The sequence below is a fragment of the Photobacterium sp. WH77 genome, assembly GCF_022014395.1.
In the GTDB taxonomy this organism is placed as follows: Bacteria; Pseudomonadota; Gammaproteobacteria; order Enterobacterales; family Vibrionaceae; genus Photobacterium; species Photobacterium arenosum.
This window is the reverse complement of sequence record NZ_JAKLTE010000005.1, coordinates 170,455-189,668: the sequence shown is the minus strand read 5'-3', so window position 1 is coordinate 189,668 and position 19,214 is coordinate 170,455. Positions and strand designations below refer to the sequence as shown.

The 19,214-nt window shown below is 52.5% G+C and carries 19 protein-coding genes and 7 tRNA genes; 21 read left to right on the top strand and 5 right to left on the bottom strand.

Going from position 1 to position 19,214, the window contains the following annotated elements:
* The first annotated feature begins 123 nt into the window (after positions 1-123).
* Both L6J37_RS07355 and ruvX read left to right on the top strand, forming a co-directional pair.
* On the top strand, positions 124-687 hold the full coding sequence (locus L6J37_RS07355) for a YqgE/AlgH family protein (RefSeq protein ID WP_027253605.1): 564 nt from the start codon (positions 124-126) through the stop codon (positions 685-687).
* Positions 684-1,112: a Holliday junction resolvase RuvX gene (ruvX, locus tag L6J37_RS07350; RefSeq protein WP_027253606.1), complete on the top strand. Its 429-nt coding sequence runs from the start codon at positions 684-686 to the stop codon at positions 1,110-1,112. Before L6J37_RS07355 ends, ruvX begins: the two co-directional genes overlap by 4 nt.
* A gap of 138 nt (positions 1,113-1,250) precedes the next feature.
* Here the strand turns inward: ruvX and L6J37_RS07345 are convergent, their stop codons facing one another.
* The 3 genes from L6J37_RS07345 to L6J37_RS07335 form a co-directional block, all read right to left on the bottom strand.
* Positions 1,251-2,567, bottom strand: a complete 1,317-nt coding sequence (locus L6J37_RS07345) for a YjiH family protein (RefSeq protein WP_192015759.1) — start codon at positions 2,565-2,567, stop codon at positions 1,251-1,253.
* 191 nt (positions 2,568-2,758) lie between these two features.
* Entirely contained in the window at positions 2,759-3,865 is a 1,107-nt protein-coding gene (locus L6J37_RS07340; protein ID WP_192015760.1) for a PilT/PilU family type 4a pilus ATPase, read from the bottom strand.
* A gap of 16 nt (positions 3,866-3,881) precedes the next feature.
* A complete protein-coding gene (locus L6J37_RS07335; RefSeq protein ID WP_192015761.1) occupies positions 3,882-4,916 on the bottom strand; it encodes a type IV pilus twitching motility protein PilT in 1,035 nt (344 codons plus the stop codon).
* Between the two features lie 23 nt (positions 4,917-4,939).
* Between L6J37_RS07335 and L6J37_RS07330 the strand changes: the two genes are divergently transcribed.
* The 7 genes from L6J37_RS07330 (at position 4,940) to hemW (ending at position 9,774) form a co-directional block, all read left to right on the top strand.
* Positions 4,940-5,641, top strand: coding sequence for a YggS family pyridoxal phosphate-dependent enzyme (locus L6J37_RS07330; RefSeq protein ID WP_237794670.1), 702 nt, complete (start codon positions 4,940-4,942; stop codon positions 5,639-5,641).
* 46 nt (positions 5,642-5,687) lie between these two features.
* On the top strand, positions 5,688-6,506 hold the full coding sequence (gene proC, locus L6J37_RS07325; protein ID WP_192015763.1) for a pyrroline-5-carboxylate reductase: 819 nt from the start codon (positions 5,688-5,690) through the stop codon (positions 6,504-6,506).
* A 9-nt stretch (positions 6,507-6,515) separates the two neighbouring features.
* Positions 6,516-7,073 carry a YggT family protein gene (locus L6J37_RS07320; RefSeq protein WP_192015764.1) on the top strand — a complete coding sequence of 186 codons (558 nt, stop codon included), beginning with the start codon at positions 6,516-6,518 and terminating at the stop codon, positions 7,071-7,073.
* A gap of 2 nt (positions 7,074-7,075) precedes the next feature.
* Positions 7,076-7,363: a DUF167 family protein YggU gene (gene yggU, locus L6J37_RS07315; protein ID WP_192015903.1), complete on the top strand. Its 288-nt coding sequence runs from the start codon at positions 7,076-7,078 to the stop codon at positions 7,361-7,363.
* A 124-nt stretch (positions 7,364-7,487) separates the two neighbouring features.
* The gene (locus L6J37_RS07310; protein ID WP_192015765.1) at positions 7,488-7,916 is read left to right on the top strand and encodes a DUF4426 domain-containing protein; all 429 of its coding nucleotides are present in this window, start codon (positions 7,488-7,490) and stop codon (positions 7,914-7,916) included.
* 104 nt (positions 7,917-8,020) lie between these two features.
* On the top strand, positions 8,021-8,614 hold the full coding sequence (locus tag L6J37_RS07305; RefSeq protein WP_237794667.1) for an XTP/dITP diphosphatase: 594 nt from the start codon (positions 8,021-8,023) through the stop codon (positions 8,612-8,614).
* On the top strand, positions 8,614-9,774 hold the full coding sequence (gene hemW, locus L6J37_RS07300; protein ID WP_237794665.1) for a radical SAM family heme chaperone HemW: 1,161 nt from the start codon (positions 8,614-8,616) through the stop codon (positions 9,772-9,774). Before L6J37_RS07305 ends, hemW begins: the two co-directional genes overlap by 1 nt.
* 69 nt (positions 9,775-9,843) lie before the next feature.
* Here hemW and glsB read toward each other — a convergent pair whose 3' ends face one another.
* Together glsB and trmB are read right to left on the bottom strand one after the other, a co-directional pair.
* Entirely contained in the window at positions 9,844-10,764 is a 921-nt protein-coding gene (gene glsB / locus L6J37_RS07295) for a glutaminase B (RefSeq protein ID WP_192015768.1), read from the bottom strand.
* Between the two features lie 116 nt (positions 10,765-10,880).
* Entirely contained in the window at positions 10,881-11,618 is a 738-nt protein-coding gene (gene trmB / locus L6J37_RS07290) for a tRNA (guanosine(46)-N7)-methyltransferase TrmB (RefSeq protein ID WP_192015769.1), read from the bottom strand.
* Between the two features lie 174 nt (positions 11,619-11,792).
* On the opposite strand from trmB, the gene mutY reads away from it, so the two are divergent.
* The 12 genes from mutY to L6J37_RS07230 all read left to right on the top strand — a co-directional run bounded on the left by mutY (position 11,793) and on the right by L6J37_RS07230 (position 19,153).
* Positions 11,793-12,854, top strand: a complete 1,062-nt coding sequence (gene mutY / locus L6J37_RS07285) for an A/G-specific adenine glycosylase (protein WP_192015770.1) — start codon at positions 11,793-11,795, stop codon at positions 12,852-12,854.
* Positions 12,855-12,931: 77 nt separating this feature from the next.
* Entirely contained in the window at positions 12,932-13,204 is a 273-nt protein-coding gene (locus L6J37_RS07280) for an oxidative damage protection protein (RefSeq protein ID WP_027253620.1), read from the top strand.
* A 130-nt stretch (positions 13,205-13,334) separates the two neighbouring features.
* Positions 13,335-14,471: a membrane-bound lytic murein transglycosylase MltC gene (mltC, locus tag L6J37_RS07275; protein WP_237794663.1), complete on the top strand. Its 1,137-nt coding sequence runs from the start codon at positions 13,335-13,337 to the stop codon at positions 14,469-14,471.
* Between the two features lie 151 nt (positions 14,472-14,622).
* A tRNA-Phe gene (locus L6J37_RS07270) sits at positions 14,623-14,698 on the top strand.
* A gap of 43 nt (positions 14,699-14,741) precedes the next feature.
* Positions 14,742-14,817, top strand: a tRNA-Asn gene (locus L6J37_RS07265).
* Positions 14,818-14,826: 9 nt separating this feature from the next.
* Positions 14,827-14,902 (top strand) — tRNA-Thr (locus L6J37_RS07260).
* Between the two features lie 33 nt (positions 14,903-14,935).
* A tRNA-Phe gene (locus L6J37_RS07255) sits at positions 14,936-15,011 on the top strand.
* A 149-nt stretch (positions 15,012-15,160) separates the two neighbouring features.
* Positions 15,161-15,236, top strand: a tRNA-Asn gene (locus tag L6J37_RS07250).
* Between the two features lie 33 nt (positions 15,237-15,269).
* Positions 15,270-15,345 (top strand) — tRNA-Phe (locus L6J37_RS07245).
* Between the two features lie 107 nt (positions 15,346-15,452).
* Positions 15,453-15,528 (top strand) — tRNA-Asn (locus L6J37_RS07240).
* A gap of 557 nt (positions 15,529-16,085) precedes the next feature.
* The gene (locus L6J37_RS07235; RefSeq protein WP_218384284.1) at positions 16,086-17,252 is read left to right on the top strand and encodes a lytic polysaccharide monooxygenase; all 1,167 of its coding nucleotides are present in this window, start codon (positions 16,086-16,088) and stop codon (positions 17,250-17,252) included.
* A 275-nt stretch (positions 17,253-17,527) separates the two neighbouring features.
* A complete protein-coding gene (locus tag L6J37_RS07230) occupies positions 17,528-19,153 on the top strand; it encodes a methyl-accepting chemotaxis protein (protein ID WP_218384287.1) in 1,626 nt (541 codons plus the stop codon).
* Positions 19,154-19,214: the final 61 nt, after the last annotated feature.

Genomic DNA, 19,214 nt, shown 5'->3' with positions numbered 1-19,214 from the left:
TGAAGTTGACAACACGTCACGTTTTCATTTTTAACAGCATCTCTCTCAGACTTACCATTTAGGCCAATTAGTCCTCATACTGTAATTATGAGAGCCTGTCTGAGAGTGTGTAAGGACTGAACGATGAATCTCACCAATCACTTTCTGGTGGCCATGCCCAGTCTGCAAGATCCGCACTTCAAACGCAGTGTGGTGTATGTGTGCGAGCATAACGACGAAGGCGCGATGGGCATTGTCATTAATTTGCCAATTGATGTGTCTGTCGGCAGCATGCTGGAGCAGATCAAAGTGGAGCGAGACTTGCCACTTGCGCATCCTGCCAGCCTGGAGAAGCCTGTCATGATAGGCGGCCCGGTGGCCGGTGACCGGGGATTTATCCTGCACAACAGCAAAGAAGAATACAGCTCCAGCCTTGATCTGACCGAAGAGATCAAGATGACCACATCAACCGATATCCTGCCTTTGCTGGGCACCAAGGATGAGCCGAGTCAATTTCTGGTTGCCCTTGGCTACGCCGGCTGGACCGCCGGCCAGCTGGAACAGGAACTGGCCGACAATAGCTGGCTGACCATGGAAGCGGATCCCAAGGTCGTGTTTGAAACTCCCATCAATGAACGCTGGGACAAAGCCGTCGCCAAACTGGGTATCCATTCCGCTAACTTATCCACTGAAATAGGACATTCATGAGCACCTCTCGTACAGTACTTGCCTTCGACTTTGGCACCAAAAGCATTGGCGCCGCCATCGGTCAGGAACTGACGGGGACAGCCAATCCCCTTTCGGCACTCAAAGCCAACGACGGTATTCCCAGCTGGGAAGCGATTGAAAAATTACTGAAAGAATGGCAACCCGACCTGATTGTGGTCGGCCTGCCGCTGGATGTTTACGGCCAGGAGCTGGAAAGTATCACCCCGCGCGCCCGCAAATTTGCCAACCGCCTGCACGGCCGGTTCGGGTGCCAGGTCGAATTACATGATGAGCGTTTGAGTACGGTCGAAGCGCGCTCGGATCTCTTTGCCCGTGGTGGCTATCGCTCACTCAGCAAAGGCAATGTCGACTCTCAGTCTGCCGTGGTTATCCTCGAAAGCTGGTTCGAACAGCAATACGGTTGATCGCTCGGTACAGCGTTTTTAGTTTTGAGATCATGGCTGACCCAAAACCCTGAACGCTGCCGACAAAAAAAGCCCTGAAAGCAAACGCTTCAGGGCTTTTTTGTCACTCAGAGTTATCAGGCCAGAGTGATGGCAAGCTTACATGTGCCCGGCCACAAACATCGCAAACGGAATCGCCAGCAGCAAACTCAGCGCGGTACGGATAAACCAGATCACCACCAGCCGCCCGACACTGAGCGGAATGGAGGTCGACAGAATGCAGGGAATGGAGGCGGAAAAGAACAGCACGCTGGACACACAAATCACGCCCGCCGCCATACGCACCACAAACTCCGCCTCGCGCAGCAGCAGAGCAGGCAGGAACATTTCCGCCAGACCTGATGCCGAGGCCTGGGCCAGTTCTTTCGCGCCATCAATGCCCCACACCGCGGTAAACGGGTAGAACAGATAACCCAGCCACTCAAACACAGGGGTGTATTTCGCCACCAGCAAGCCAATCAGGCCCACAGACATGATGGAGGGCAGGATGGAGATGGTCATCACCAGGCCGTCTTTAATGGTAGATAAGATATTGCCGCCCAAAGCCGGCGCCTGACGGGCCACACTCATGCCGGTCTGATAAGCCGTCTGCAACCGTCCTTCGCTGCCGGCATCAGGTTCAGGATCCGCCACGGATTCATCCATCTGACGTAACGGCGGCAGACGGACAGTAATCGCGGTGACAATGAAAGTGATCACCAGAGTGCCCCAGAAATACAGGTTCCATACCGACATCAGATCCAGGGTTTTCGCCACTATGATCATAAAAGTGGCCGACACGGTCGAGAAGCCGGTGGCGATGATCGCCGCCTCTTTCGCTGAATATTGCCCTGATTTGTATACTCTATTGGTGATCAGCAACCCCAGAGAATAACTGCCGACGAATGAGGCAACCGCATCAATCGCAGAGCGCCCCGGCGTACGCCAGATCGGTCGCATCACAGGCTGCACCAGGATACCAATCAGTTCCAGCAAACCATAGCTCACCAGAAACGACAGGAAAACAGCCCCTACTGGAACGATAAGCCCGACCGAGATCACCAGCTTCTCGAACAGAAACGGCAGCATGTCTTTGCTGTGCAGGAACTCTGGTCCTGCACCTGTTACCGCCATCAGTGCCGCGCCAGCGCCCATGACTTTGAGTACAGAAAAAACTTTATCTGTCAGGCTTTTTGACCATTGACCGGTGACAAAAGGATAGACCGCACCTATCACTATCATGGCAAAGGCATACCAGGCAACACCGCTCCCCAGCCAGACTTTGATTTGACTAACCAAATGATCCAGCGGGATCGTCGATTTTCCATTCACAGAAATTGGAACGAAAAAGAAAAATATCCCGACAGCACTGAGAAACAGTAATCGGAAACGTGCCAGTGCATCCGATGCACTGACACGAGACTGAGATTGTTCCATGTTATTCACTCCCTCTACACGTTATTTGTATATACATATAGAGAGCGAGCAAACAGAGCGCAAGGTGGTTATTTTGAAACCACTAAGGGGATCACAAAGATTTAACTCAAGAGTAACAATATCCCAGACCGTACAGCATGATCCGCTCTGGGATCATGGGTGGGCAAAAGCTCCCCGGGCTGTAACTGTTGTCACTCAAACCGGATCGTGACCCCGTCCAGCCCGCCACCTGAGCTCTGACCTGACTGGCCGGTTTTGATCATCAGGCGCAAGTCATTAGCCGAATCGGCATAACTGAGGGCATCGTTCTCACGGATTTTGCCTTGCCTGAACAGTGCATACAGCGATTGATCAAAAGTGATCATGCCATGCTCACGGCCTTTGCCCATGGTGGCTTTCAGTTCATGCAATTCTCCGCGCCGGATAAGATCCGACACTCTGGGCGTGTTGATCAGTAACTCAAATACCGCATGACGTCCCTCACCGGAAGGATCGGGAATCAGCTGTTGCGCCAGTATCCCTTTCAGGTTCAGCGACAAATCAAACAAAAACGACTCCCGGCGATCTTTCGGCACTAAATGCAGTATCCGTTCCAGCGCCTGATTGGCATTATTGGCATGCAGGGTCGCCATGCACAGATGACCGGTTTCGGCAAAATTGAGCGCATGCTCCATGGTTTCCTGATTGCGTATTTCACCAATCAGAATCATATCCGGTGCCTGACGCAAAGAATTTTTCAATGCCACTTCATAGCTTGCGGTATCTAAGCCAACCTCACGCTGAGTCACTATGCATTGCTGGTGCTGATGAATAAATTCTATCGGGTCTTCAACCGTCAGGATATGACCGCTGCTATGGCGGTTTCTGTGCCCTGTCAGCGCGGCCATGGAAGTTGACTTACCTGAGCCGGTCGCCCCGACCACCAGAATCAAACCCCGTTTCGCCAGTGCCATGGCTTTCATGGGTTCAGGCAGGCTGAGGGAATCCATGTCGGGAATAACGGTTTCAATACGGCGAATCACCATGCCCGGCTGCTCACGCTGCCAGAAGGCACTGATACGAAAACGGCGCTCACCGCGCACCAGCGCAAAATTCGCCTCTTTCAGTCCGGCAAAGCTCTGCCATTGTTCTGCAGACATTGCCTGCTGGCACAAAGCAGTCAGCTGTTCTGCCGACAAGGATTCACCGAGTGAACACAGCCGCCCGTTCACTTTCAGCTGACAGGGCGCCGCCACAGTGAGATACACGTCAGACGCCTGCTTGTCGGTCATCTGGCTGAGAATAAAATCCAAATTCATGGCTAGTTTTCCTGCCTCATAATCCCTGATTTCGCTCAACCACCCGGGCGGCTTCCTCTGGTTCAATCAACCCTTGGGCCATTAAGCGGTTAACAGCCTGCTCCATCGTTTGCATCCCCAAACCGGCCCCGGTCTGGATCATGGAATACATCTGGGCCACTTTATCTTCCCGGATCAGGTTTCGGATCGCCGGGGTTGCCAGCATGATTTCATGGGCCGCCATCCTGCCACCGCCAGGGCATTTCAGCAGAGTCTGTGCGATCACCGCCCGCAGTGATTCCGACAGCATGGAACGCACCATGGCTTTATCGTTACCGGGGAAGACATCAATAATCCTGTCAATCGCCTTGGCCGCCGAGCTGGTGTGCAGAGTTCCCAGTACCAGATGGCCGGTTTCGGCCGCCGTCAGCGCTAAACGTATGGTTTCCTGATCGCGCAATTCACCGACCATGATCACATCGGGATCTTCACGCAACGCTGAGCGCAGCGCATTCTGAAAGCTGTGGGTATCACGGTGCACTTCGCGCTGATTGATCAGGCAGCGTTTACTTTGATGAACAAACTCCACCGGATCCTCAATGGTCAGAATATGGCGATGGGTGTGGGTGTTAATATGATCAACCATAGCGGCAATGGTGGTCGACTTGCCTGAACCGGTTGCCCCTGTTACCAGCACCAGGCCACGCTGGCTCTGGGCAACCTGGTAAAACACCTCAGGCACCTGCAAGGTTTCCAGCGAGGGCACAGACTGGGGAATGGTACGGAACACCGCGGCACAACCCCGGGACTGCTGGAACGCATTGACACGAAACCGGCCGACATCGGGCAAGACAAAAGAAAAATCCACTTCCAGCCTTTCTTCATATTCACGCCGCTGACCGTCATTCATAATGTCGGTGATCAGCCGGTTCGCCTCTTCATGGCTCAGAGGCGGGATGCTGAGCGGCCTGACATCACCGTCTACCCGAATCATTGGCGATACCCCAGCGGAAAGGTGCAGATCGGAGGCGTTATGCTTTACACTAAAGTCCAGTAGTTCGGTGATATCCATACATTTTCCCTAAAGAATCAATTATGAGTAGTATCAAACAAAATATTACACAGGTCACCCGCGAGATCCGGCAGGCCTGCGAAAAATGCGGCCGCGATACAGATTCAGTGCAACTGCTGGCGGTCAGTAAAACCAAACCGGTCAGCGCTATTGCTGAAGCCATTGCAGCGGGACAGCAGGCCTTTGGCGAAAACTATGTCCAGGAAGGTGTTGAGAAAATTCAGTATTTTTCTCAGTCTGACCAACAATTAATCTGGCATTTTATCGGTCCTGTCCAGTCCAACAAAACGCGCCCGATAGCCGAACATTTCGACTGGGTGCATTCGGTCGACAGGCTCAAAATCGCCCGCCGGCTCAGCGAACAGCGCCCGGCAACACTGCCGCCGCTGAAAATACTGCTTCAGGTCAACACCAGTGGCGAGGCGTCCAAATCGGGGGTCGACTTTGATGAGCTGGCAGAGCTGGCGGCTGAAGTGGCCGCCTTGCCCAATATAGAGCTGCGCGGGCTGATGTCTATTCCGGAAAAAGCTGACGATTATACCAGTCAGCTCTGCGCCTTTTCCGCACTGGCAAAGGCCAGAGACACTTTGCAGCAACGCCTGCCCCACACCAGATTGGATACCCTGTCGATGGGCATGAGCGGCGACATGGAAGCAGCCGTGGCCGCAGGCAGCACTATGGTGCGTATCGGGACCGCTATCTTTGGCGCCAGGGATTACAGTTAAATTCGCTTGAAGCATCAGGCGCTCATTACGTTTAGAAGGATTTCTCATGGAACAACGTTCAATTGCTTTTATCGGCGCTGGCAACATGGCCCGCTCCATCATCGCCGGCCTGGTTGCCAGCGGTTATCCGGCAGATAAAATCACCGCCACTGCGCCCAGTGCCGAACGCCGTGAACCATTGGCTCGTGAGTACGGTATTCATACCGACAGCGATAACCTGCGCGCCGCCCAGCAGGCCGAGGTCATCGTACTGGCGGTCAAACCTCAGTTAATGGCCAGTGTCTGTGAGCCGCTGCAAGCCATCGATTTTGACGGCAAACTGGTGATCTCCATCGCGGCAGGGATCTCAGTAGCGCGCCTGCAGGCCATGCTGGCAGCCAAAGTCAGCCTGGTGCGGGTGATGCCCAATACCCCTTCGCTGATTGGTAAAGGGATGAGCGGTATGTACGCCAATGCCAGTGTCAGCAGCCAGGATCGTAATTTCTCTGACAGCCTGATGGCGGCGGTAGGCAAAACCTGCTGGGTATCAGAAGAGTCAGGGATCAATGGTGTGATTGCCGCTGCCGGCAGTGCCCCTGCTTACTTCTTTCTGTTCATGGAAGCCATGCAGAACGAAGCTATTCGTCAGGGCTTTGACAAAGAGACCGCGCGTGAACTGGTTCAGCAGGCCGCACTGGGCGCAGCCGGCATGGTGATCGCCAGCCCGGACACAGAGCTGTCAACCCTGCGTGAACAGGTCACTTCAAAAGGCGGAACCACAGCAGAGGCAATCCGCACATTTAATGAAGCGCAACTTAGTGATATCGTAGCCAAAGCCATGCAGGCCGCTGTCAGCCGCGCACAGGAAATGGAAAAATTATTTTAAGGTAACAATATGAATGCTATTGCTTTTTTAGTCAGCACCCTCTTTGACCTCTATATCATGGTGGTGCTGCTGCGACTGTGGCTGCAATGGGCCAAAGCGGATTTCTATAATCCCTTCTCCCAGTTTGTGGTGAAAGTCACCCAGCCTGTCCTCGGCCCGCTGCGTCGTGTTATCCCTTCAATCGGCTCGCTTGATCTGGCCACAGTGCTGTTTGCCTACCTGCTCACGGTAGGAAAGTTTATCGCGCTGCAATTAGTGCTGACCAATGGCGGAATGGCATTCAGCCCGGATCTGTTCTGGATAGCCGGATTATCCTTGCTTAAAGCGGCCGGTGGCCTGCTGTTCTGGGTGCTGCTGATCCGCGCCATCCTGAGCTGGGTCAGCCAGGGACGCAGCCCGATCGAATACGTGATGCATCAGCTGACCGAGCCGATGACAGCGCCAATCCGCCGCATCATTCCGGCCATTGGCGGCCTGGATCTGAGCGTGCTGGTGCTTTTTGTTGGCCTGCACTTCGCCAATATCCTGATGGGCGATCTGATTGGCCCTATCTGGTTCCAGCTGTGAGCCTGACACCTGTCTGTATCGATAAAGCGGATCTGATGATCCGCTTTTATGTACAACCCAAGGCCAGCCGGGATCAATTTGTCGGCCTTCATGGTAACGAGATCAAAATCGCCATCACGGCTCCGCCGGTTGACGGCAAAGCGAACGGCCACCTGGTCAAGTTTCTGGCCAAGCAATTCAGAGTAGCCAAAGGACAAATCATCATAGAAAAAGGAGAAACGGGCCGGCATAAACTCGTCCGGATACAAGCGCCACAAGTCATACCCCCGCTCGTCAGCGCCTTGCTGTAATTCTGATACCCGCAAAGACGCCGTCCGCGGACCACTCTATACTTTAAACAATTACTGCATATCCCTTTTGAATGTAAGGTCTTACTCCGTGTGACATACTTCGACAGGACAGAAGGACGACACCATGAAACAGTTACTGATTGCTATTATTGCAACCATAGGTTTTGCCCTGCCAGCACAGGCAGAACAACTTAAAAACATCGGCGAGCTGGAAGTTCACTATTCAACCTTTCCGTCTACCTTCCTGACGGCGGATATCGCTAAAAACTACCGCATTCAGCGCAGCCGTTATTCGGCCCTGATTAATGTCACAGTGCTGGATACCAGCACCGAAGGTAAACCCGCGGTGGCAGCACAGGTGAAAGGGACGGCGCGCAATCTGGTCGGCAATGAGAAAAACCTCACTTTCCGTGAAGTGCGCGAAGGCGATGCTATTTACTACATTGCCGAGCTGAGCCATGCCAATGAAGAACGCTTCCGTTTTAATATTGATGTCTCCCGCCAGTCCACCAGCGGTAATATTCAGTTCGAACAGACCTATTTCGCGGAATAAGCCACTCCAGCGAAAAAGAGGGCAGCACTCTTCTTTTCTGTCTTTGGCATTTGCTCTGGCTGTGGGTATCATAGCGCCCCCAGCCTTACAGACCAGGAGTCTTCATGAGCAAATTAGTACTTGCGACCGGCAACCAGGGTAAAGTCGGTGAAATGGCCAACCTGCTTGCCGATTTCGGTTTCGAGGTCATCGCCCAGACGGATCTTGACGTCTCTGATGTCGCCGAAACCGGCACGACATTTATAGAAAATGCCATTATCAAAGCGCGTCACGCCGCCAGAGAAACCGGCCTGCCCGCGATTGCTGATGATTCCGGTCTGGAAGTGGATGCCCTCAAAGGCGCACCCGGTATTTACTCTGCCCGTTATGCCGGAGCAGGCGCCAGCGATCAGGCGAATCTGGAAAAGTTGCTGGATGCCATGAAAGAAGTGCCGGAGGCAGAGCGCACAGCCCGCTTCCACTGTGTACTTGTCATGATGCGCCATGCCGATGACCCGACACCTCTGGTTTGCCACGGAAAATGGGAAGGACGTATTCTCCGCCAGGCCAGAGGCGATAATGGCTTTGGCTATGATCCTGTTTTCTGGGTACCGGAAGCCGACTGCGCCTCAGCCGAGCTGTCCCCTGAACGTAAAAAGCAATTGTCACACCGCGGCAAAGCCTTGCAACACCTCTTTGCTGCCCTGAAGGACGCCTGATGTTAGTACCGCCACCACTGAGCCTGTATGTACACATTCCCTGGTGTGTCCAGAAATGTCCCTACTGCGATTTCAACTCCCATGCACTGAAGCACGATATCCCCGAGCTGGATTACATCGACGCTCTGCTTGAGGATCTGGCTATCGATCTTGATCGCTATCAGCTGGCCGATGGCAGCCGGGCTCTGCACTCCATTTTTATCGGTGGCGGCACCCCGAGCCTGATTTCCGCGCCGGAGATCGGACGGCTGCTGGCAGGCATTGAAGCCAGAATCCCGTTCAGTGACAAGATTGAAATCACCATGGAAGCCAATCCCGGCACAGTGGAAGCCGGCCGGTTTCAGGCCTACCGCGAGGTGGGCGTCAACCGGATTTCCATCGGTGTGCAGAGTTTTCAGGATGACAAACTCAAACGCTTAGGCCGGATTCACGGCAAAGGTGAAGCTGTGCGCGCTGCCGCACTGGCCGAAGAAGCCGGGCTGAACAGCTTCAATCTGGATCTGATGCATGGCCTGCCGGATCAATCCGTTGAAGATGCCATGTCGGACCTCAGGCAAGCAATCGCCTTGAACCCGCCGCATCTGTCCTGGTATCAGCTGACTATTGAGCCCAATACACTGTTTTATTCCAAGCCACCAACCCTGCCGGATGACGATGATCTGTGGGATATTTTCGAACAGGGCCATGTACTGCTGGCCGAGGCCGGTTATCAGCAGTATGAGATTTCCGGTTACAGCAAGCCCGGCATGCAGTGCCAGCACAACCTCAATTACTGGCGTTTTGGTGATTACCTTGGCATTGGCTGCGGTGCCCACGGCAAGGTGAGCTTTGCTGACGGCCGCATCACCCGTACCGTGAAAGTCAAACACCCGCGCGGTTACCTTAATCGTCAGAAAGCCTATTTGGATCAGGAAACCCAGGTGAGTGATGAAGAGCGTCCGTTTGAGTTTTTCATGAACCGCTTCCGGTTGCTGGAAGCCTGTCCGAAGCAGGACTATGTTGAGCGGACCGGCCTGTCGCTGGACAGTATTCGCCAGCCGATCAGCTGGGCACTGGACAAGCAATACCTGCTGGATCAAGGCGACAGCTGGCAAATCACCGAACAGGGAAAACTCTTTTTGAATGATTTACTGGCCGCTTTTGTCGAGGAAGACAAGTAACAGGCTTATTGTTCGCTGGCAGCCTGCTGCCAGCGATTGTCACTTGCAGACACAGAAGATAGGGTAAGGTCAGAAAATAGAGCGGCCAATCCGCTCTGCCAGCAGCTCCAGTGCGGCGGTGCCGGCCACTGAATTGCCCGATACATCCAACTCGGGCGACCAGACCGCAATTGACATTTCCCCCGGCACAATAGCGACAATACCGCCTCCGACTCCAGATTTACCCGGCATGCCGACACGATAGGCAAACTCACCGGCACCATCATACAGACCGCAGGTTGCCAGCAGCGCATTGATTTGTTTGCTTTGCGTGGGCGAAATCAGCGGGGTGTCTGTGCCCAGAGGCATGCCTTTGTTAGCCAGATAGCTGAAGGTCCGGGCCAGATCAACACAGCTCATTTTGAGCGCACAGTAGCCGAAATAATTGCCCAGTACAGGCACAACGTCGTTGTTGAAATTACCGAATGCCCGCATCAGATAGGCAATTGCCGCATTGCGATCACTGTGCTGCATTTCCGATGCGGCCACGTCTTTGTCGTAGGCAACATCCGGGTTACACGCCAGACTGCGCACCAGCTCCAGCATCCGGTACTGCGGCGCCGACAGACGGCTGTGCAGCAGATCCGACACCACCAGCGCACCGGCATTAATGAAAGGATTACGCGGAATCCCCTGCTCCAGTTCCAGCTGGATCATCGAATTAAACGCATGTCCCGACGGCTCTTTCCCGACCCGGGACCAGATTTCATCCGCCTCATACAGTGTCATGGCCAGAGTCAGGCTCAGCACTTTGGAGATCGACTGGATTGAGAAGCCTTCTTCGCTGTCGCCGGCCTGAATAATTTCACCGTCGTTATAGCAAACTGCGATGCCAAGCCTGTTGGCAGGAACCTGTGCCAGCGCAGGGATATAGTCGGCGACTTTGCCCTGGCCGATTAAGGGTCTGACTTCATCCAGAATGTCATTCAGCAACTGCTTATTTGGCTTCATTCACTGTCTCCAGAGGACAAAAAAGCCAACTCAGAGGCTGGCTTTTCAGGCTAATAATGTTTTCAGGTCAACATCTTACTCTATGTTGCCCCTGAATGGCTTTGAACCATAGCACATTATTCTGTTCGCGCGAACTTCATATCCCACACACCGTGACCCAGTCGATGCCCGCGGGCCTCAAACTTAGTCAGCGGACGCTCCTCAGGTCGGGGGATATAATCGCCATCCTGCGCGGTATTCTCATAGCCAGGCGCCGCTTTCATTACATCCACCATATGTTCGGCGTAATTTTCCCAGTCTGTTGCCATATGGAAAATACCACCGATTTTCAGCTTTTTACGCACCATTTCCACAAAAGCAGGCTGCACAATACGGCGCTTATGGTGACGGGCTTTGTGCCACGGATCAGGGAAGAACAACTGTACTGTATCCAGGCTGCCATCCGGGATCATATGCTCAAACACTTCAACGGCGTCATGACACATCACACGCAGATTCGTCAGGCTTTCCGCTTCCGCGGCCATCAGACAGGCGCCGACGCCAGGGCTGTGCACTTCAATACCGATGAAGTTTTTCTCCGGCGCATTTTTTGCCATCTCAACCAGAGAGGCCCCCATACCAAAGCCAATTTCCAGCACCACATGGCCTTCTCGGCCATAAACCTCAGTCCAGTTCAGTGGTTGCTTGTCGAAATCGATCCCCATGTTCGCCCAGTTATTTTCCAGCGCCAGTTGCTGGCCCTTGGTTAAACGACCTTCACGACGCACAAAGCTGCGGATCTTGCGTACCAGCTTACCGTCTTCTGTGTATTCAGTCAGGGTGACGTCAGCATTTGTTCTGGATTCTTGGCTCATGGGTCCTTACCTAAAATTTGAAGTGTTTGGCACTAATGGATCCGGCATTATCCAAAGTTCACGGCTGAGTGCAAGTGCCCTGACAGATTGAAGCCGACAGCGCTTTGTGTTGCAATCAGCACCGCAGACGCAAACTTGCCTGCACCAACTCTATAATAAAGTGAGCAATCCCCTGTGAGCACTAGTTTTTCTGACGCCATTCTGGTCTGGTACGACAAATATGGCCGCAAAACCCTGCCCTGGCAGCACGATAAAACGCCCTATAAAGTCTGGTTGTCTGAAATCATGCTGCAACAGACCCAAGTCGCCACTGTCATTCCCTACTTTGAACGTTTCATGGCGCGCTTCCCTACCGTCAGTGATCTCGCTGAAGCCGATCAGGACGAAGTTCTGCACCTGTGGACGGGTCTGGGTTATTACGCCCGCGCCCGAAACCTGCACAAAGCCGCAAAGCAGATTGTGTCTGAACACAATGGTAAATTCCCGGAAAATATTGAACAGGTAATGGCCTTGCCAGGCGTGGGCCGTTCCACAGCAGGGGCCGTGCTTTCTTTGTCACTCAAACAGCATCACCCGATTTTAGACGGCAACGTTAAGCGGACGCTGGCCCGTTGTTATGCCATAGAAGGCTGGCCGGGGAAAAAGCCGGTGGAAAACGCCTTATGGGCAATCGCCGAGAAGAACACCCCGGCTGAGGGCGTAGAGCGCTACAACCAAGCCATGATGGATATGGGGGCCATGATATGTACCCGCAGCAAACCCAAGTGCGAACTCTGCCCGGTGACCGAGATATGCCAGGCGAAAGCACAAAGCCGTCAAGCCGATTTTCCGGGTAAGAAGCCCAGAAAAACCCTGCCGGAAAAGCAGACCTGGTTTGCCATTTTTCAGCATGGCAGTGAAGTCTGGCTGGAACAGCGGCCTCCTGTCGGCATCTGGGGCGGATTATGGTGCTTCCCGCAACACGACAGCGAAAATATCCAGCCACTGCTCACCCAGCGCCTTGGCGCATCGGCATCTGACGAACTGAAGGCTGAGCACCTCAACGCTTTCCGCCATACCTTCAGTCACTATCACCTCGACATAGTGCCGCTGCGATACCAGCTCACTCAATTACCATCCATGATCAACGAAAGTCACCACGGGCAATGGTATAACCTGCTCAATCCACCACAGGTAGGATTAGCCGCCCCCGTGGTACAAATTCTGGAAAGCCTGCGTTACGAGCTTGAATCGTGACGGTATAACCGAGAAACTAGTGGTAAGAAACCAGTGACCAGTTTTGATAGCTGGCAAATAAGATAACTGAGGATCCCATGAGCCGTACTGTATTTTGTGCCCGACTGAAGAAAGACGCTGAAGGTCTGGATTTCCAACTGTATCCAGGTGAACTGGGTAAACGTATTTTCGATAACATCTCTAAAGAAGCCTGGGCTGAATGGCAAAGCAAACAGACCATGCTGATCAACGAAAAGAAACTCAACATGATGGATCCGGAGCACCGCAAGCTTCTGGAAGCAGAAATGGTGAAATTCCTGTTCGAAGGTCAGGATGTTGTCATCGACGGCTATACGCCACCGAGCGAGTAACACTGAACGCAAGTTTCATGTGCACGAATGTCACGTTCTCAGGCGCCAATGCCTGAAAAACGTACCGTGAACAACAATAAAATGACATTATTTGCCAAAAGCAAGTGATGTCATTTTTTATATGAATAACATGAAAAAAACACTCCTTATTGCCACAGTGGCACTAAGCCTGAGTGGTTGCAGCCGTGAAGTGGTTGAAAATATCTACGGTGTTAATTACGCACCGACCAACCGGTTTGCGAAAAATCTGGCGCCATTACCCGGACAATTTACCAAAGATACCGCGGCCCTTGATCGTCTGATCCACAGTTTCAGCGGCCAGGTGAAGCAGCGCTGGGGGGATGACAACGTCCTGATTGCCAGTAAGCGCCACTACGTTAAATATACCGATGGCTACCAGAGCCGGGCCCATGTCGACTTCGATAAAGGGGTAGTGACCATTGAAACGGTAGCGACCACCAATCCCAAGCAGCATCTGATCAATGCGATCGCAACCACACTGCTCACTCCCTCTGATCCCGCTGAGGTTGATCTGTATTCTGCTCAGGATTTCGCCCTGAGCGGCAGCCCGTTCTTACTCGGTCAGGTTCTGGATCAGGATGGAAAGTCCATTGAATGGTCCTGGCGGGCTAAACGTTATGCCGAATATTTAGTCAACAACAAGCTCAAGAAGAAGCAGGTTCGCTTTCAGCAGGCGTACTACGTCGATATTCCCATGGTGGCTGACCACGTCAGTAAGCGAAGCTACAAGTACGCCAACATAGTGCGCGATGCCTCTCGCCGTTATGGCATTAAAGAAGATCTCATTTACGCCATCATTAAAACAGAAAGCAGCTTCAATCCTTATGCCGTCAGCCCGGCTAATGCCTATGGTCTGATGCAGGTTGTGCCAAAAACCGCCGGGGCAGATGTCTTTAAGCTGGTAAAAAAGCAAGCCGGGCAGCCTTCCCCGCAATATCTGTTTGATCCGGCGAAAAATATCGATACCGGCACCGCCTATTTTTACCTGTTGCAAAACCGCTATCTGAAAGAGGTCCGCAACCCGCTGTCGCTGCACTACAGCATGATCTCAGCCTATAATGGCGGAACCGGTGGCGTGTTGAGCGCGTTCAACCGTAACCGTAAACGGGCGATGCAGGATTTAAACCAACTGCAGCCGAACCAGGTTTATTGGGCATTAACAAACAAGCATCCCAAAGCAGAAGCTCGTCGTTATTTAGAGAAAGTGACTCGCTACCAGAAAGAGTTTCATAACGGAAAAATCTGATACAGAGTAATAACTTTCCGCTCAATGACCGGAATAACGCCGACTCCTGAACCTCAGCGAACAAAAAGCGAGCAAGCAATCGACATTCGCACTTTTTTATGGAAAAAGGTATTGACGATGAGGGCCAAAACCCGTTTAATAGCGCTCCGTTGCCTCGATAGCTCAGTCGGTAGAGCAGAGGATTGAAAATCCTCGTGTCGGTGGTTCGATTCCGCCTCGAGGCACCATTATTCTTTATGGTGTTCTGGTAACGTCATAATGCAGGACAATTCCCCCTTAGTTCAGTCGGTAGAACGGCGGACTGTTAATCCGTATGTCGCTGGTTCAAGTCCAGCAGGGGGAGCCAAATTCGTGTGCCGACTTAGCTCAGTAGGTAGAGCAACTGACTTGTAATCAGTAGGTCACCAGTTCGATTCCGGTAGTCGGCACCATTTATTTAGAGTAAAGCAGTAATGCTTTACCCTGCCTCGATAGCTCAGTCGGTAGAGCAGAGGATTGAAAATCCTCGTGTCGGTGGTTCGATTCCGCCTCGAGGCACCATTTTTAAAAATTATGGTGCTACTAAGCAGTAACGATATCTGTTTGTCGCGATGCGACAACGTGTCGGTCCCTGGCCGGGCGCGGTAGATTCCGCCTCGAGGCACCATATTTTATTATGGTGTTTTGTTGACACTATAAAGCAAGACAATTCCCCCTTAGTTCAGTCGGTAGAACGGCGGACTGTTAATCCGTATGTCGCTGGTTCAAGTCCAGCAGGGGGAGCCAAACAGCAAAGCGAAGATTAATCATCTTTGTTCTGCCTCGATAGCTCAGTCGGTAGAGCAGAGGATTGAAAATCCTCGTGTCGGTGGTTCGATTCCGCCTCGAGGCACCATATTAAAAAGTGCTTGGGTAATGCCTGTAAGATTATGTTTTCGCTTTGCGAAAATGTGTCGGTCCCTGGCCGGGCGCGGTAGATTCCGCCTCGAGGCACCATACAATTCCCCCTTAGTTCAGTCGGTAGAACGGCGGACTGTTAATCCGTATGTCGCTGGTTCAAGTCCAGCAGGGGGAGCCAATTAAATACATTGCTAACGGCAGTGTATGTCCTCCAACCTGGTGAGCACTTTGTGCTCAATGTCGCTGGCCTGGCCGGCCGCGTTAAGTCCAGCAGGGGGAGCCACTTTAGAAGCCCTGGTCGAAAGACCGGGGTTTTTCTTTATCTGTCACTGTGAACACTACAGACAAAATCATTCCTCCTTTAGCCTTCTGTGAACTGACATACTGAATGCTGCGCATTCATTGTCGCTGGCCTGTCCATGCGCATCTGGTCGGCCACGTTAACACCAGCAGATACATCTATCACTAAGCCGCCCGGACGCGCTGTATAACCTCCCTGCCCGCTTTTCATTTACCCGACTGAATGACTGTTATGGTCTCTATCAATGAGTCAAAGCAGCCGCAGCGTGTAAGAAACCAGCTTTTAGTCCCAAGTATTTAATACGCGATGCAAATTATCATACAAGCTTTTGAGTCACTTCCCTTATTTACATTCCATGAATTGCCTGTTGAGCACTCTTCGTCCAAACCCTTAGATGCAATTACGCACTTTTCGACTTGTTTTAAGGAGAGAAAATGTTAGTTCAATACGCTTCATGGAGGAAAGGGCTGCTGTGCCTTGGTATCACTTCGGTGATCAGCTCACTGTCAGCCACAGCTCACGCGCATGGATACATGGACTATCCACCGGCCAGGCAGGAAATCTGCGATCGTGACGGTGGCTACTGGGATACAACAGACGGTTCAACAATTCCAAACGCCGCCTGCCGCGCCGCCTTTTTACAATCAGGCTGGTATCCTTTTATCCAAAAGCCTGAGTTTGCCCGGCTGGTGTCAGATTACAATAATCAGGCTGCTGTCGAACAAGCCATTCCAGATGGCTCACTGTGTTCAGGTGCCGATAACAAAAAGTCCGGCATCGATCTCCCTTCCCCTTACTGGCAGAAAACCCTGGTGGATCTCACTGACAATGGCCAGCTGACACTGCTTTACCGTGCTGAAACACCGCACAGCCCCAGCTTCTGGAAGTTCTATCTGAGCAAGCCTGGTTTTGACAGCGCGGCGCAATCTCTCGCCTGGGCGGATCTGGATCTGGTGGCAGAAGTGGGTAATATACCGACCACTACAATTAATGGCCTGAAGTATTACCAGATGACGATCACCCTGCCGACTGATCGTACCGGAGATGCGGTACTGTTCACACGCTGGCAGCGCGTAGACCCGGCAGGAGAAGGTTTCTATAACTGTAGTGATATCCGCTTTGCAGGTACAGGCACCGGACAACCGGGTAACTGGACCAGCGCGGGCGCTTATGTCAAAGCAACAGACACTGCACAGCCCGGAGAGTCAGCCTGGTTCCGTATTTTTGACCACAATGGTCAGGAAACCGTATCAGAGCAGTTAGCCATTACTACCGCCAACCAGTCTCAGGCTGTGTGGGCAGAAACTCTGGCTACCACAATCAATCAGGCTTATCCGCAAACGGTGCAGGTTGGCAAACAAGACACTAACGGTGCCATTACTTTTGATACTCAGGATCTCTTTGGTAACCAGGTTTTCCTGAACAATCAGGAACACACCTACCAGCTTGATATAAAAGTGATACCGGCCGCCCCTGACTGGATCGCAACCAAAGCCTATGTAGCTGGCGACAAAGTCATCTATCAGGGCCTGCTCTACACGGCTAAATGGTGGACAAAAGGAGACCAGCCCGGTCAGTCCGATGTCTGGCAGCTAAACTAACCGGAGTATGGGTGGTATGCACTATACAATACCACCCATTTCCTGCTCTGCGATACCCGCCGGCACAGGCTCTCCCGCTATTGTTATATCAATCAGTAACCATAATTCATTCAAAAGGTAAATAGCGAAAACTTTTCCTCTTAAGCCAGATCATGTTTTGCCACTTTCCTTCTCTGAACGCCTGGCAACCTGAATTACTATTTTTTCACGATGAAAAATAACTCCTCCTCACCACATGTCAGGAGGCCTCTTATGCATTACCAAGAGACCAGGGAATGAAACTCAGGACACAAACATATTGGCTATCCGGCATCATACTGTTCGCATTGTTATTTATTATGATAACTGGCCTGTGGACGCTGCGAATGGCCAGCAATCAGGATAATGAATCCAGAGTCACGCAGTTATTTAACAGCACTTACAATATCCTGACTGAAATTGAGAAGATGTCTAAGGAAGGCATTCTCGATGAGCCTCAGGCCAAAGCACTGGCGACCCGCCTGTTGCAAAAAAATATCTATAAAGACAATGAATATGTCTATGTGGCTGACAGCAAGCTGATGTTTATTGCTGCGCCGCTGGATCCTCAGCTGCACGGCACCAGCTTCCATGACTTCAAAGACGGCAAAGGTAACAGTGTCGGTAACATTCTCAAGCAGGCTGTGGCAACAGGCGGGGGCAAGCTCGCTCATTATACCTGGACCCAGAAACAACCCGACGGCAGCATTGAAGAAAAATTATCTATCGCCCGCCAGACGCCATACTGGGGCTGGTATGTAGGTACCGGCATCGGCTTCAACGAAGTCAATCAGCGTTTCTGGTCAGCCGCTAGCTGGAAGCTCATCTTATGTCTGTTCATCACGATAACCATTCTCAGCGTCCTGATTTTTGCCAGTAAACGCATTATTAACCTGCTGGGCGGCGAACCCGACGATGTGCAAGCCGCAGTCCAGGCTGTGGCCGATGGCAAGATCACCACGCATTTTGCACACCGGGCAGAGCCGGGCAGCATCTACTATGCCGTCCAGACTATGAGCCTGTCTCTGGCGGAATTAATCAACAATCTGAAGCAATCCATGTCGGCACTGCACAGCGAAATAGATCAGGTTTCGTCGCGTTCCGGTATTATTACCGGCCTGACAGACAGCCAGCAGCAGTCTACCGTCATGATAGCCACCGCGATGACGGAAATGGCCTCTTCAGCGAATAATGTCGCCGAGTCGGCCAGCGAAACAGCCAGCAATACCGAGCGTGCCGATCAGCAAAGCCAGGTCACTCAGAACCTGATCCTCTCTACTGTCGATAATATTCAGGGACTGGCCGATCAATTAGGCATCGCCAGCCAGGCCGTTTCTCATCTGGATACCGAAGTGAACAGTATCGCCAGAGTGCTGGAGGTCATCGGTGATATCGCTGAGCAGACAAACCTGCTGGCCTTGAATGCCGCCATCGAAGCGGCCAGAGCCGGAGAGCAGGGACGCGGTTTTGCGGTCGTGGCCGATGAGGTTCGAAATCTGGCCGGTCGCACGCAAAACAGCACCAAGGAAATTCAGCAAATGATCAGCCGCCTGCAAAGCGGCTCGCGCAATGCCATTCAAACCATGGAAACCTGTGCCGAGACCAGCCAGTCCACGGTGCTGCAATCCCAGGAAGCCTCAGATGCACTGAACCAGATAGTCGCAGCCCTGGAAAGCATTACCGAAATGAGTCACCAGATTGCCGCCGCAGCCGCCGAGCAGACGCAGGTTAGTGACGATATCTCAGCGCGCATCAATATGATTGAAGAAAACGGCAACCAGCTGTCTGACGTGGTTAATCAAAGCCATAGCAGTACCCGCTCGCTCACCAGTCTGTATCAGGAACTGGAGCAGTGGACACAGAAGTTTAGTTTAAAATCCTGACCCGCCAGCCCTGAACACACCGAACCCCACCTACAGTGGGGTTTGGATGTTTTGCGACATC

Coding starts and splice junctions, on each gene's coding strand:
- L6J37_RS07235 (WP_218384284.1), top strand. CDS start 16,086: ATGTTAGTTCAATACGCTTCATGGAGGAAAGGGCTGCTGTGCCTTGGT.
- L6J37_RS07310 (WP_192015765.1), top strand. CDS start 7,488: ATGAAACAGTTACTGATTGCTATTATTGCAACCATAGGTTTTGCCCTG.
- proC (WP_192015763.1), top strand. CDS start 5,688: ATGGAACAACGTTCAATTGCTTTTATCGGCGCTGGCAACATGGCCCGC.
- L6J37_RS07230 (WP_218384287.1), top strand. CDS start 17,528: ATGAAACTCAGGACACAAACATATTGGCTATCCGGCATCATACTGTTC.
- trmB (WP_192015769.1), bottom strand. CDS start 11,618: ATGAGCCAAGAATCCAGAACAAATGCTGACGTCACCCTGACTGAATAC.
- L6J37_RS07330 (WP_237794670.1), top strand. CDS start 4,940: ATGAGTAGTATCAAACAAAATATTACACAGGTCACCCGCGAGATCCGG.
- mltC (WP_237794663.1), top strand. CDS start 13,335: ATGAAAAAAACACTCCTTATTGCCACAGTGGCACTAAGCCTGAGTGGT.
- L6J37_RS07320 (WP_192015764.1), top strand. CDS start 6,516: ATGAATGCTATTGCTTTTTTAGTCAGCACCCTCTTTGACCTCTATATC.
- L6J37_RS07345 (WP_192015759.1), bottom strand. CDS start 2,567: ATGGAACAATCTCAGTCTCGTGTCAGTGCATCGGATGCACTGGCACGT.
- L6J37_RS07280 (WP_027253620.1), top strand. CDS start 12,932: ATGAGCCGTACTGTATTTTGTGCCCGACTGAAGAAAGACGCTGAAGGT.
- L6J37_RS07305 (WP_237794667.1), top strand. CDS start 8,021: ATGAGCAAATTAGTACTTGCGACCGGCAACCAGGGTAAAGTCGGTGAA.
- hemW (WP_237794665.1), top strand. CDS start 8,614: ATGTTAGTACCGCCACCACTGAGCCTGTATGTACACATTCCCTGGTGT.
- L6J37_RS07340 (WP_192015760.1), bottom strand. CDS start 3,865: ATGAATTTGGATTTTATTCTCAGCCAGATGACCGACAAGCAGGCGTCT.
- L6J37_RS07355 (WP_027253605.1), top strand. CDS start 124: ATGAATCTCACCAATCACTTTCTGGTGGCCATGCCCAGTCTGCAAGAT.
- ruvX (WP_027253606.1), top strand. CDS start 684: ATGAGCACCTCTCGTACAGTACTTGCCTTCGACTTTGGCACCAAAAGC.
- L6J37_RS07335 (WP_192015761.1), bottom strand. CDS start 4,916: ATGGATATCACCGAACTACTGGACTTTAGTGTAAAGCATAACGCCTCC.
- glsB (WP_192015768.1), bottom strand. CDS start 10,764: ATGAAGCCAAATAAGCAGTTGCTGAATGACATTCTGGATGAAGTCAGA.